The organism is Amnibacterium endophyticum (assembly GCF_042680685.1).
Lineage (GTDB): Bacteria > Actinomycetota > Actinomycetes > Actinomycetales > Microbacteriaceae > Amnibacterium > Amnibacterium endophyticum.
Window position 1 is genome coordinate 75,423 of the sequence record NZ_JBHUEA010000006.1, and the last position, 13,319, is coordinate 88,741.

At 71.9% G+C, this 13,319-nt stretch carries 11 protein-coding genes; 5 read left to right on the plus strand and 6 right to left on the minus strand.

All coding sequences use genetic code 11. From position 1 onward, the window contains the following. Positions 1 to 285 precede the first annotated feature (285 nt). From pgl to tkt, 5 genes are all read right to left on the minus strand, one after another. On the minus strand, positions 286 to 1,062 hold the full coding sequence (pgl, locus tag ACFSBI_RS05570) for a 6-phosphogluconolactonase (protein WP_377932867.1): 777 nt from the start codon (positions 1,060 to 1,062) through the stop codon (positions 286 to 288). Next, positions 1,059 to 2,015 (minus strand): glucose-6-phosphate dehydrogenase assembly protein OpcA, encoded by a 957-nt coding sequence (locus tag ACFSBI_RS05575; RefSeq protein ID WP_377932869.1) that lies wholly within the window; start codon positions 2,013 to 2,015, stop codon positions 1,059 to 1,061. Before ACFSBI_RS05575 ends, pgl begins: the two co-directional genes overlap by 4 nt. Next, positions 2,012 to 3,550 carry a glucose-6-phosphate dehydrogenase gene (zwf, locus tag ACFSBI_RS05580; protein WP_377932871.1) on the minus strand — a complete coding sequence of 513 codons (1,539 nt, stop codon included), beginning with the start codon at positions 3,548 to 3,550 and terminating at the stop codon, positions 2,012 to 2,014. Before zwf ends, ACFSBI_RS05575 begins: the two co-directional genes overlap by 4 nt. A gap of 62 nt (positions 3,551 to 3,612) precedes the next feature. After that, entirely contained in the window at positions 3,613 to 4,743 is a 1,131-nt protein-coding gene (gene tal / locus ACFSBI_RS05585; RefSeq protein ID WP_377932873.1) for a transaldolase, read from the minus strand. Positions 4,744 to 4,774: 31 nt separating this feature from the next. Then, a complete protein-coding gene (tkt, locus tag ACFSBI_RS05590) occupies positions 4,775 to 6,886 on the minus strand; it encodes a transketolase (RefSeq protein ID WP_377932875.1) in 2,112 nt (703 codons plus the stop codon). Positions 6,887 to 7,044: 158 nt separating this feature from the next. Here tkt and ACFSBI_RS05595 point away from each other — a divergent pair, with 158 nt between their 5' ends. After that, on the plus strand, positions 7,045 to 7,983 hold the full coding sequence (locus ACFSBI_RS05595) for a heme o synthase (RefSeq protein WP_377932877.1): 939 nt from the start codon (positions 7,045 to 7,047) through the stop codon (positions 7,981 to 7,983). 354 nt (positions 7,984 to 8,337) lie between these two features. Here the strand turns inward: ACFSBI_RS05595 and ACFSBI_RS05600 are convergent, their stop codons facing one another. Continuing rightward, a complete protein-coding gene (locus ACFSBI_RS05600; protein WP_377932879.1) occupies positions 8,338 to 9,285 on the minus strand; it encodes a COX15/CtaA family protein in 948 nt (315 codons plus the stop codon). Between the two features lie 200 nt (positions 9,286 to 9,485). Between ACFSBI_RS05600 and sufB the strand changes: the two genes are divergently transcribed. From sufB to sufC, 4 genes are read left to right on the plus strand one after another with little or no spacing between them, the layout of a single operon-like run. Continuing rightward, entirely contained in the window at positions 9,486 to 10,904 is a 1,419-nt protein-coding gene (gene sufB / locus ACFSBI_RS05605; protein WP_377932881.1) for a Fe-S cluster assembly protein SufB, read from the plus strand. After that, positions 10,905 to 12,176 (plus strand): Fe-S cluster assembly protein SufD, encoded by a 1,272-nt coding sequence (gene sufD, locus ACFSBI_RS05610; protein ID WP_377932883.1) that lies wholly within the window; start codon positions 10,905 to 10,907, stop codon positions 12,174 to 12,176. After that, the gene (locus ACFSBI_RS05615) at positions 12,173 to 12,511 is read left to right on the plus strand and encodes a non-heme iron oxygenase ferredoxin subunit (RefSeq protein WP_377932885.1); all 339 of its coding nucleotides are present in this window, start codon (positions 12,173 to 12,175) and stop codon (positions 12,509 to 12,511) included. Before sufD ends, ACFSBI_RS05615 begins: the two co-directional genes overlap by 4 nt. Before the next feature lie 41 nt (positions 12,512 to 12,552). After that, positions 12,553 to 13,317: a Fe-S cluster assembly ATPase SufC gene (sufC, locus tag ACFSBI_RS05620; RefSeq protein ID WP_377932886.1), complete on the plus strand. Its 765-nt coding sequence runs from the start codon at positions 12,553 to 12,555 to the stop codon at positions 13,315 to 13,317. Positions 13,318 to 13,319: the final 2 nt, after the last annotated feature.

Sequence of the window (13,319 nt, forward strand, 5' to 3'; positions counted from 1 at the left end):
GGCCTCGAGTCCCTCGGCCGGGAACACCGTCCGTGGGGCCCATCGCTACGGTCGCACCTCGACCAGCGGTGTGGTGCGGATGCGGGTGGGCCGGCGCGGAGCGCTCGGCGCGGACGGGGCCTGCGCAGCAGGTCGCGGCCGCACCGCACAGCACCCGCGGAGGGCGCGAGCGCCCCGGCGGCTCATGCCGCCGAGAGCTCGGCGGAGCGGAGCGGAGCCGAAGCGTCGGTGCCGAGGCCGGCCGAGCGCAGCGAGGCCGGTCACGGCTCCGCCGCTCCGATGGACTCAGTACTGGCTGGCGATGAGGTCGGCGGGCACGTGGCTCGCGGCGTCGCCGTCGATGAAGAAGACGGTGCGGAGGCGGCCCTCGGCGCCGGCGACCGGGACCTCCTCGGGCGATGCTCCGGCGAGGGCGAGGCCGAGCGCCGACGCCTTCTCGGTGCCGGCGAGCACCATCCAGATCCGCTGCGAGCTGTTGATGACGGGAAGGGTCAGGCTGAGGCGGCGCGGGGGCGGCTTCGGGCTGTCCTCGTCTGACACGACGAGGTCCTGGCCGTCGCGGGTGACGCCGTGCTCGGGGAAGAGCGAGGCGATGTGCCCGTCGGGTCCGACGCCGAGGAAGGTGATGTCGAAGCGGGGCACCGGGAGGCGCAGCGCCGGGTCGGCGTGGTCGCGCAGCTCCTGCGCGTACGCCTCCGCGGCGGCGTCGATGTCCTCGATCTCGTCGGAGGCCGGGAACGGGTGGATGTGGTCCTCGGCGGTCGGCAGGTGCTGGAGCAGCGCCTCCCTGGCCTGCACCTCGTTGCGGTCGGGGTCGTCCTTCGGCACGAAGCGCTCGTCGCCCCACCAGAAGTGCACCCGGGTCCAGTCGATCGCGGAACGCATCGGCGACGTCGCGACGGCCTTCTGCACGGCCTCGCCGAGGGTGCCACCGGTGAGGACGACGTTCGCCTCGTGGTGCTCGTCGAGCAGGTCGGTCAGCTTGGTCAGGAACCGGGCCGAGACCGCGGCGACCAGCGCGTCTGCGTCCGGGTGCACGAGCACCCGTCGTTCGTTCGTCATGCTCCTCCTGCGCCCGTCGCCGGGCCTCGGTCGAGTGCGGCGAGCCCGCGGGTGAGCACGTCGCCGTACAGGTCGTCCGGCCCCTGCCTGCGCAGCTCCTCGGCCAGGCAGTCTCGCAGACTCCGCCTCGGCAGCGACACGTCGTGCACCGGCTGGTCGGGCTGCGTGAGGGTGGCGACGTCGGGCACGGCCCGCTCCAGGTGGATCTCGCCGCTCGCCCGCCGCATCCGGACGCCGTGGATGCCGCTCGAGCCGGTGGAGCGGTCGGACAGCACGACTGACACGGGCACCTGCAGCGCCAGGCCGAGCCAGGCGGCGAGCAGCTCCGTGGAGGCCGAGTCGACCGCGCCGGACACCTCGACCGACTCGACCGGCTCGTAGGGCGCCTGGTCGAGCGTGGCCGCGAGCACCGCGCGCCAGAGGGTGAGGCGCGTCCAGGCCAGGTCGGTGTCGCCCGGGCGATAGGTCTCGGCCAGGCGGTCGACGGTCTCCTGCGGGTCCGGATGCGCGGCGGCGTCCGTGATGCGCCGCTGCGCGATGCGGCCGAGCGGCGACTCGGCGACGACCGACGGCGTGTCCGTGCCGGGCCACCACGCCACGACCGGGGCGTCCGGCAGCAGCAGGCCGGTGACGAGCCCCTCCTCGTCGGCGCCGGCGGGCCCGGCGGCGCGCAGGACGATGACCTCGCTGGCGCCGGCGTCGCCCCCGACCCGGATCTGGGCGTCGAGGCGGGGCGCGCCAGCGGGGTCGTCCCGCACGACGGCGACGACCCGCATGGGGTGCTCGCGGGAGGCGTCGTTGGCGGCCTGGATGGCCTCCTCCTCGGTCCCGCTCGTCGTGCTGATGATGAGCGTGAGCACGCGCCCGAGGGCGACCGCGCCGCCCTCGTTCCGCACGTCGACGAGCGCGCGGCTCACCTCCGCGGTTGTGGTGTCGGGCAGGTCGACGATCACGGGCGCCTCCATTGCCGGCCGTCGCGGGCCATGAGGAGATCTGCGGACTCCGGCCCCCAGGTGCCCGGGCGGTACTGCTCGGGGCGACCGGCGGACGCCCAGTAGCGCTCCACCGGGTCGAGGATCTTCCAGGACAGCTCGACCTCCTCGTGCCGCGGGAACAGCGGCGGGTCGCCGAGCAGCACGTCGAGGATGAGCCGCTCGTACGCCTCCGGGCTCGCCTCGGTGAAGGCGTGGCCGTAGCCGAAGTCCATCGTGACGTCTCGGACCTGCATCCCCGCGCCCGGCACCTTGGAGCCGAACCGGATCGTCACGCCCTCGTCGGGCTGGACCCGGATGACGAGCGCGTTCTGCCCGAGCTGCGCGGTCTGGGCCTCGGCGAACAGCTGATGCGGGGCGCGCTTGAACATGACGGCGATCTCCGTCACGCGCCTGCCCAGCCGCTTCCCGGCGCGCAGGTAGAACGGCGCCCCTGCCCAGCGGCGCGTGCCGATGTCGAGCTTCAGCGCGGCGTAGGTCTCGGTGGTGGAGGCGGGGTTCATCCCGTCCTCCTCGAGGAACGCCTGCACGTGCCTGCCGCCCTGCCAGCCCGAGGAGTACTGCCCGCGGGCGGTCGCGGCGCCGAGGTCCTCCGGCAGCCGCACGGCCGACAGCACCTTCTCCTTCTCGGCCCGCAGGTGGGCCGCGTCGAAGGACACCGGCTCCTCCATCGCGGTCAGCGCGAGCAGCTGGAGGAGGTGGTTCTGGATGACGTCCCGGGCCGCGCCGATGCCGTCGTAGTAGCCGGCCCGGCCACCGACGCCGATGTCCTCGGCCATCGTGATCTGCACGTGGTCGACGTGGTTCGCGTTCCAGATCGGCTCGAAGAGCGTGTTGGCGAACCGGAGGGCGAGGAGGTTCTGGACCGTCTCCTTGCCGAGGTAGTGGTCGATGCGGAAGACGCTGTCGGGCGGGAAGACCCGCTCGACGACGTCGTTCAGCTCGCGCGCGGTCGTGAGGTCGGAGCCGAACGGCTTCTCGATGACGACGCGGCGCCAGTGCCCGGGGCGCTGCGTCGACAGCCCCGAGGCCTCCAGCTGCTGGGTCACCTGCGGGAAGTCGCGCGGCGGGATCGACAGGTAGAAGGCGGTGTTGCCCATCGTCCCGCGCGTGCGGTCGAGCTCGTCCAGGGTGTCCCGCAGCCGGTCGAAGGCGGCGGCGTCGTCGAACGTGCCCTGCACGAAGCGGACGCCCTGCAGGAGCTGCTGCCAGACCTCCTCGCGGAACGGGGTCCTCGCGTGCTCCTCGACGGCGTCGTGGACGACCTTCGCGAAGTCCTGGTCGTCCCAGTCGCGACGGGCGAAGCCGACGAGCGCGAACCCCGGTGGCAGCAGCCCGCGGTTGGCGAGGTCGTAGACCGCGGGCATCAGCTTCTTGCGGGCGAGGTCGCCCGTCACGCCGAAGATGACGAGGCAGGAGGGGCCGGCGATGCGGTTGAGCCGCCGGTCCTCGGGGGAGCGGAGCGGGTTGCGGCCGGGGCCGATCGGGACGCTCATGCGGGCACCGGGCAGAGGCCGGGCCCGGCCGGAGCCGGGCCCGGGGCGCTGTGCGGGACCACTCAGCCCTTGCCGAGGGCGCCGGCGACCGTGTCGCTCAGCTCGTGCCAGGACACGATGAACTTCTCGACGCCCTCGCGCTCGAGCTGCTCGGTGACCTCGTCGAGGTCGACGCCGGCCTCCTTCAGCTTCGCGAGGTCCTCGCGGGCCTCGTCGTACTTGTCGACGATCGTGTCGCCCTTGATGTCGCCGTGGTCGGCGACGGCGTCGAGGGTCTTCTCCGGCATCGTGTTGACGACGCCGTGGGTGACGAGGTCGACCACGTAGAACGTGTCGGGCAGGCTCGGGTCCTTCACGCCGGTCGAGGCCCACAGGGGCCGCTGACGGTTCGCGCCCTGCTCCTGCAGCTCGATCGCCCGCTCCGTGCCGAACGCCTCCACGAAGACCTCGTAGGCGAGCCGGGCGTTGGCCACGGCCGACTTCCCCTTCAACGCCTTCGCCTCGTCGGTGCCCGCGGCGTCCAGGCGCTTGTCGATCTCGGTGTCGACCCGGGACACGAAGAACGAGGCGACCGAGTGGATCGTCGAGAGGTCGATCCCCTTCGCGGCGGCCTGCTCGAGCCCGGTCAGGTAGGCGTCGATCACCTTGCGGTACCGGTCCAGCGAGAAGATCAGGGTGACGTTGACGCTGATGCCCTCGGCGATCACCGCCGTGATCGCCGGGAGACCCTCGACGGTCGCCGGGATCTTGATCATCACGTTCGGCTTGTCGATCGTCGACCACAGGCGCTTCGCCTCGGCGATGGTCGCGTCGGTGTCGTGCGCCAGCTCGGGCGAGACCTCGATGGAGACGCGCCCGTCGTAGCCGTGCGAGGCGGTGAAGACCTCGGTGAAGATCTCCGCCGCGTCGCGGACGTCGCGCGTGGTGATGTCGAAGATCGCCTGGTCGACGTCCCCGCCCTTCGCCTTGATCTCCTCGACCTGCTCGTCGTAGGACTCGCCCTTGGCGAGCGCGGCCGCGAAGATCGTCGGGTTGGTGGTCACGCCGACCACGTTCTTCTCGGCGATCAGCTGCTGCAGGTTGCCGCTGGTGATGCGCTCCCGCGACAGGTCGTCGAGCCAGATGCTCACGCCGGCGCGCGAGAGCGCGGCGGTGTTGGAGTCGGTTGCGGTGTCGCTCTCGGTGATGCTCATTCGTGCTCCTTGTCCGTCTGCTGGAACCGGCTCAGCGGCCCAGCGATTCCTTGGCCGCGGACACGACGTGCTCCGCGGTGATCCCGAACTCCTGCAGCAGGAAGTCGCCGTCCGCGCTGGCACCGAAGTGGTCGATGCCGACCGCACGGCCCTGCTGACCGATGTACTTGGCCCAGCCCAGGGTGGCGCCGGCCTCGACCGCGACGCGGGCGGTCACGGCCTTCGGCAGCACGTGCTCCTTGTACTCGTCGCTCTGCTCGTCGAACCACTCGAGGCAGGGGGCCGACACGACCTGCGCGTCGATGCCCTCGTCCGCGAGGCGCTGGCGCGCGTCGACGGCGACCTGCACCTCCGAGCCGGTGGCGATGAGGATGACGTCCGGCGTCCCGTTCTTCGCGGCGGCGAGGACGTAGGCGCCCTTCGCGACGCCGTCCGTCGACGCGAAGACGTCGCCGGAGGCCTCGCCGTCGCCGCGCTCGAACACCGGCAGGTTCTGGCGGCTGAGCGCGAGGCCCGCGGGCCCCATGCGGCGGGACATGACCTGCTTCCAGGCGGCCGCGGTCTCGTTCGCGTCGCCCGGGCGGATGACGTCGAGCTGCGGGATCATCCGGAGGCTCCAGAGTTGCTCGATCGGCTGGTGGGTCGGGCCGTCGCCGCCGAGCGCCACCGAGTCGTGCGTCCAGACGTAGATCGTCGGGGCCTTCATCAGGGCCGCGAGGCGGACCGCCGGGCGCATGTAGTCGCTGAAGATCAGGAACGTCGCGCCGAAGACGCGCGTGTTCCCGTGCAGCACGATCCCGTTCAGGATGTTGCCCATCGCGTGCTCGCGGATGCCGAAGTGGAGCACGCGGCCGTACGGGTCCGCCTTCCACATCGCCGTCCCGCGCTCGGGCGGCAGGAAGCTGCCGTAGCCCTCGATGGTCGAGTTGTTCGACTCGGCGAGGTCGGCCGAGCCGCCCCAGAACTCGGGCACCTTCGGCGCGATCGCGTTGATGACCTTGCCGGAGGCCACGCGGGTGGAGACCGCCTTGCCGGCCGGGAAGACGGGCAGCTCGTCGAACGCGTCCTCCGGCAGGTCGCCCGCGAGCACGCGGTCGAGCAGCGCCTTGCGCTCCGGGTTCGCGCCCGCCCACGCGTCGAAGCCCTGCTGCCACTCGGCGTGCTGCTGCTGCCCGCGCTCGACCGCCTTGCGCGCGTGCTCGAGCACCTCGGGCTCGACGTGGAACGACTGCTCCGGGTCGAGCTCCAGCGCCTCCTTCAGGCCCTTGATCTCGGCGTCGCCCATGGCGGAGCCGTGGATCTTGCCCGTGTTGCGGAGCGTCGGGGAGGGCCAGCCGATGATCGTCTTCAGCACGATGATCGACGGCTTGTCGGTGACCCGCTGCGCCTCGAGGGTGGCGGCGTGGAGCGCCTCGACGTCCTCGTGGTACTCCTCGCCGGCCTTCCAGTCGACGACCTGCACGTGCCAGCCGAGCGCCTCGTAGCGCAGGGCGACGTCCTCCGACAGGGCGATGTTGGTGTCGTCCTCGATGGAGATCTGGTTGTCGTCGTAGAACAGGATCAGGTTGCCGAGCTGCTGCGTGCCGGCGAGCGAGGAGGCCTCGTTGGTGACGCCCTCCTCGATGTCGCCGTCACCGGCGATCACGTAGACGTAGTGGTCGAAGGGGCTCTCGCCCGCCGCGGCGTCCGGGTCGAAGAGCCCGCGCTCGAAGCGGGACGCGTACGCGAAGCCGACCGCCGCGGCGAGGCCCGAGCCGAGCGGGCCGGTGGTGATCTCGATCCCGTCGGTGTGGCCGTACTCCGGGTGGCCCGGCGTCTTCGAGCCGTACTGGCGCAGCTGCTGCAGGTCCTCGATCTCGAGGCCGTAGCCGCCGAGGAAGAACTGGATGTACTGCGTCAGCGACGAGTGGCCGTTCGACAGGATGAAGCGGTCGCGCCCGAGCCAGGTGGAGTCGGACGGGTCGCGGCGCATCACCTTCTGGAACAGCAGGTAGGCGAGCGGCGCGAGGCTGATGGCGGTGCCGGGGTGGCCGTTGCCGGCCTTCTGCACGGCGTCCGCGGCGAGTGCCCGCGTCGTGTCGACCGCCTTGCGGTCGAGCTCCGTCCATTCGAGGGTGCCTTCACGCGTCTGCAGGTCGGTCACGACGATCCTTCCGTCGGTGGATACGTAAGCGGTGGCTGAGCGAGCGCCGAACACCGAGTCTATTGATGGCGTGACGCTGCCGAACGACCACTCGATGGTGTCCCCTCCGCTTGTGCGCCCGCTTCGAGGCCCGCCCGATTCCCATAGAATTGCCACCAGTGAGCACCGCAGTCGAGGCGTCGGAGGGGCAGGTCGCCAACGGCGACGGGTCCCGCTCCGTGCCGTTCCGTCGTCAGGTCCGCGGCTACGTCGCGCTGATGAAGCTGCGGGTGGTGGAGCTGCTGCTGGTCACCACGGTGCCCGTGATGCTGCTCGCCGCCGGCGGCGTCCCCGACCTGCGCGTCGTCGCGGCGACGCTCGTCGGCGGCACGCTCTCGGCGGGTGCGGCGAACGCGTTCAACATGGTCATCGACCGCGACATCGACCGCGTGATGCACCGGACCCGGCACCGGCCGCTCGTCACGGGCGACCTGACGCCGCGGCAGGCCGTGGTCTTCGCGACGCTGCTCACCGTCGCCTCGACCCTGCTGCTCGGCTTCGGCGGCACGTGGCTCGCGGCCGCGCTCTCGGTCGGCGCGATCGCCTTCTACGTCGTCGTCTACACGATGTGGCTCAAGCGCCGCACGAGCCAGAACATCGTCTGGGGCGGCCTCGCCGGCTGCTTCCCGGTGCTGATCGGCTGGGCCGCGGTCACCGGGTCCCTGTCGCCGGCGGCCTGGGTGCTGTTCGCGGTGATCTTCCTGTGGACCCCGCCCCACTACTGGCCGCTGTCGATGCGGTACCGGGAGGACTACTCCTCGGTCGACGTGCCGATGCTCGGCGCGGTGCGCACCCCCGCGCAGGTCGGACTCCAGACGGTCCTGTACGCCTGGGCGACGCTGGCCTGCTCGCTGCTGCTGATCCCGGTCGCCGGGATGGGGCCGCTCTACGCGGTGGTCGCGCTCGCGGCCGGCGGGTGGTTCGTGCTCGAGACCCACCGGCTCTACGCGAGGGCCGTGGCCGGCGAGCGCGTCGCGCCGATGCGGGTCTTCCACGCGAGCATCGGATCGCTCTCGCTGCTCTTCATCGGCATCGCGGTCGACGCCCTGCTCCACTGAGCCGCGCCCGCGTCCGGGCGTCGACGGCGGGTCCGGGCGTCAGTGGCGGATCCGGGCGCGATCGGACAGCCGTTCTCGCCCGGATGTGCCGATGCCGCCCCATCCGCGCCCGGCTCCTTGCGCGGGCGGCTTCCGACCGCCCGGGCGGCTGGATGCGCCCGTCCTGTCGCAGCTCGCCCGGCCGGCGGGTGAGCGGGCGCCTGGAAGTCCTGTGGGTCGCCTTCCCGTGCCCCGGCTGACCGCGGACGACCGCGGGCCGGGGCGGTCTCGAGGCTCCGCTGCGCTCCGCACCTCGACCAGCGGGGGTGCGCGCCCGCCCGGCGCGGGAGCGGTCCGACCGGGCTGGGCGGCGCGTCAGGCCTCGATGCGCTCCGGGCGCTCCTCGAAGACGTCCGCGACGGGGCGCCGCAGGTGCACCACGACGTTCGCGGCGGCGGCGGTCAGGCACGCTGCGAGGAAGACGTGCACGATCACGACGCCCGCGTTCCAGTCGAGCGCGACCTGCGTCACCCCGACGGCGATCTGCAGGGCCTCGACGGTGAGCAGCAGCGTCGCCGGGCGCTGCAGCGGGAGGCGCCGCGCGGTGCTCCAGACGACGAGCGCCGCCGTCAGCGCGAACAGCACCCACGCCGAGGTCTCGTGGACCCCGACCAGCACCGTCGCGTCGAGGCCGTTACGGGCGGACGCCGCGTCGCCGGCGTGCGGGCCGGAGCCCGTCGTCAGGATCCCGAGCAGCACCACCACGGCGGTCACGGGGGCGATCGCGACCCCGAGGGCGGCGAGCGGAGCGGGCACGGCGAGCACCCGCTCGCCCGGGCCGGTGCGCACCCGGTGCAGGAAGACCGTCATCACCACGACGAGCGCGAGGGAGATCAGCAGGTGGGCGGCGACGGTCCACGGGTTGAGCCCCGTCCAGACCGTGATGCCGCCGAGGACGGCCTGCGCCGGGATGCTCAGCAGCTGCACGAGGGCCGGCCACCAGAGGTCGCGGCGGCGCTTCCGCATCCGCCACACGGCGGCCAGCGTGAGCACGGCGACCGCGACGAGCGCGAAGGTGAGCAGCCGGTTGCCGAACTCGATGACACCGTGCACGCCCATCTCCGGCGTGGTCGTGAAGGAGTCCGCGGTGCAGCGGGGCCAGGTCGGGCAGCCGAGTCCGGAGCCCGTCAGCCGGACCGCCGCGCCCGTGCCCACGATCAGGATCTCGGCGACGAGGGACGCGACGGCGGCGACGAGCACCCGCCGTCCCGTGCCCTCGGGCAGGGGGCGGCGGCGAGGGGGTGCGGCTGGGCTGGTGAACACGGGCGGGGACGCCTCCGGGAGGTCGCACGGCGGTAGAGTCGGCGGTCGGCCGGCACCGGTCCTGGAGCCGATCCGGGTCCGCCGGCCGCGAGCCCGACCGGGTGCGGCCTGGGCTGCGACACGAATCGTACGGCCGCGCCGGCGATGGAATGCGCTCGGCGTCCGCCGGGTTCACCTGAAGCGACGAGAGGAGCACCGACGTGTCAGACGTGCTGATCGACCGCCCAGAGCTGGAGGGCCTCGGGGTCTACGAGTTCGGCTGGGCCGACTCCGACTCCGCCGGGGCCTCCGCGAAGCGCGGACTCTCCTCCGCCGTCGTGGAGGACATCTCGCGCCGCAAGGCCGAGCCCGAGTGGATGCTGAAGAACCGGCTCAAGGGGCTCTCGATGTTCGAGCGCAAGCCCATGCCGACCTGGGGCGCCGACCTGTCCGGCATCGACTTCGACAACATTAAGTACTTCGTCCGCTCCACCGAGCGCCAGGCGCAGACGTGGGAGGACCTGCCGGAGGACATCCGGAAGACCTACGAGCGGCTCGGCATCCCCGAGGCCGAGCGCCAGCGCCTCGTCGCGGGCGTCGCCGCGCAGTACGAGTCCGAGGTCGTCTACCACCAGATCCAGGAGGAGCTGGAGGCCAAGGGCGTCATCTTCATGGACACCGACACGGCCCTGCGCGAGCACCCCGAGTTCTTCACGGAGTACTTCGGCACCGTGATCCCCGCGGGCGACAACAAGTTCGCGTCGCTGAACACGGCGGTCTGGTCGGGCGGCTCCTTCGTCTACGTGCCGAAGGGCGTGCACGTCGACATCCCGCTGCAGGCCTACTTCCGCATCAACACCGAGAACATGGGCCAGTTCGAGCGGACGCTGATCATCGCCGACGAGGGCTCGTACGTGCACTACATCGAGGGCTGCACGGCGCCGATCTACAAGAGCGACTCGCTGCACTCCGCGGTCGTCGAGATCGTCGTGAAGAAGGACGCCCGCGTCCGCTACACGACCATCCAGAACTGGTCGAACAACGTCTACAACCTCGTCACCAAGCGCGCGATCGCGCACGAGGGCGCGACGATGGAGTGGGTCGACGGCAACATCGGCTCCAAGGTCACGATGAAGTACCCGTCGATCTACCTGGTGGGCGAGCACGCCAAGGGCGAGACCCTCTCGGTCGCCTTCGCCGGGCCCGGCCAGCACCAGGACGCCGGCGCGAAGATGGTCCACATGGCGCCGCACACGCAGTCGTCGATCGTGTCGAAGTCGATCGCGCGCGGCGGCGGCCGGGCGGGCTACCGGGGCGAGGTGCGGGTCGACCCGAACGCGCACCACTCCGCGAACACCGTCCGCTGCGACGCGCTGCTCGTCGACACGATCAGCCGCTCCGACACGTACCCGGCCATCGACATCCGCGTCGACGACGTGCAGCTCGGCCACGAGGCGACGGTCTCGAAGGTGTCCGAGGAGCAGCTCTTCTACCTGATGAGCCGCGGCATGCCGGAGGACGAGGCGATGGCGATGATCGTCCGCGGCTTCATCGAGCCGATCGCGCGCGAGCTGCCGATGGAGTACGCGCTCGAGCTGAACAAACTGATCGAGATGGGCATGGAAGGGAGCGTCGGCTAGATGGCGCGGACCCCAGCGAAGGACGCGGAGTCCACCGACGTCGTCGACTCGCTGTCGACCGACCCGGTGCACCCCGCGACCGGCGACGACATCGAGGACGTCACCGGCACGGGCGGCCGTCCGGCGATCGTCGCGGACGCGACGTCCGGCCACGGCGTCGTGCCGGTGCAGACGCGCAACGCGCGCTTCAGCTCCACCGACGTCGCCGACTTCCCGGCCGTCACCGGCCGCGAGGCGGTCTGGAAGCTGACGCCGGTCGCGGAGCTGCAGGACCTGATCGACGGCGACCTCGACGGCGGCCGCTACGACGTCGAGACGACCGCCGACGGCGGCGCCTCCGTGTCCTGGGTCGGCCGGGACGACGAGCGCATCGGCACGGCGGGCATCCCGGAGGACCGGGCCGCGGCGAACGCCTGGTCGTCCTTCGAGGAGGCGCTGGTCGTCGAGGTCCGCGGCGAGGAGCCCTCGGCCGCGACGGTCCGACGGGCCGCGCTCGGTGCGGCGCCCCGCGCCGCGCACACGATCGTCGACGCGGCGCGGTTCTCGAAGTCGGTCGTGGTGCTCGACAACGCGGGCGACGCGCGGCTCGCGGAGAACGTCGAGATCCTCGTGCGCGACGGCGCCGACCTCACCGTCGTCACGGTGCAGGACTGGGACGACGACGCGCGCCACGTGGCGAACCACTTCGCCCGGGTGGGCCGCGACGCGCGCCTGAAGCACGTCGTGGTCTCCTTCGGCGGCGGCGTCGTGCGCGTGAACCCCTCCGTGACGCTCGCCGGCTCCGGCGCCGACGGCGAGCTGCTCGGCGTCTACTTCGCCGATGCGGGACAGCACCTGGAGAGCCAGGTCTTCCTGTTCCACCAGGCGGACCACACGAAGGGCCGGGTCGAGTACCGGGGCGCGCTGCAGGGCGAGGGTGCGCACACGGTGTGGATCGGGGACGTGCTGATCGGCCCCGACGCGACCGGCACCGACTCGTACGAGCAGAACCGCAACCTGGTGCTCACCGAGGGCACGCGCGCCGACTCGATCCCGAACCTCGAGATCGAGACGGGCGACATCGAGGGCGCCGGGCACGCCTCGGCGACCGGTCGCTTCGACGACGAGCAGCTCTTCTACCTGCAGGCGCGCGGAATCCCGGAGGACCAGGCGCGCCGGCTCGTGGTCCGCGGCTTCCTCGCCTCCATCGTGCAGAAGATCGGCGTGCCCGAGCTGCAGGAGCGGCTGCAGGAGGCCGTCGAGGCGGAGCTGGCCGGCGAGGCCCGCCCGTGACCGCCGAGCGCGTCTGCGGGGTGGACGACCTGGAGCAGGACACCGCCCTGCGGGTCGTCGTCGGCGGCGTGCCCGTCGCCGTCGTGAAGGACGGCAGCGGGAACGTCTTCGCGATCGGCGACACCTGCACGCACGGTGACATCTCGCTGTCCGAGGGCTTCGTCGAGGCCGACACCCTCGAGTGCTGGGCCCACGGCTCCAAGTTCTCCCTCACGAGCGGGCGCCCGCTCACCCTGCCGGCCTACCAGCCGGTACCCGTCTTCCGAGTCACCGTGGAGGGCGGCGACGTGCTCGTCGACCCCACCCCGGTGCCCGCCTCCTCGCTGCCCGAATAGGGCAGCGATCACCACAGCGCCCTCCTGACGGAAGGAACCCGATGTCCACCCTCGAGATCCGCGACCTGCACGTCTCCATCGAGACCGAGCAGGGCACGAAGCCGATCCTCCGCGGCGTCGACCTGACGATCCGCACCGGCGAGACCCACGCCGTGATGGGCCCGAACGGCTCCGGCAAGTCGACGCTCGCCTACACGATCGCGGGCCACCCGCGGTACCAGGTCGACTCCGGGTCGATCACGCTCGACGGCGAGGACGTCCTCGCGATGAGCGTCGACGAGCGCGCCCGCGCCGGCCTCTTCCTCGCGATGCAGTACCCGGTCGAGATCCCCGGCGTCACCGTGAGCAACTTCCTGCGCACCGCGAAGACCGCGATCGACGGGCAGGCGCCCGCCATCCGCGGCTGGGTGAAGGACGTCCGCGAGTCGATGGACAACCTGCGCATGGACCAGGCCTTCGCGGAGCGCAACGTCAACGAGGGCTTCTCCGGTGGCGAGAAGAAGCGCCACGAGATCCTCCAGCTCGAGCTGCTGAAGCCGCGCATCGCCGTGCTCGACGAGACCGACTCCGGGCTCGACGTCGACGCGCTGAAGATCGTGTCCGAGGGCGTGAACCGGGCGAAGTCCTCGTCCGACCTCGGCGTCCTCCTGATCACGCACTACACGCGGATCCTGCGCTACATCCGCCCCGACTTCGTGCACGTCTTCGTGAACGGCCGGGTCGCGGAGGAGGGCGGCGCCGAGCTCGCCGACCGGCTCGAGGACGAGGGCTACGACCGCTACCTCACCGCCGCGGCGACGGCCTGACG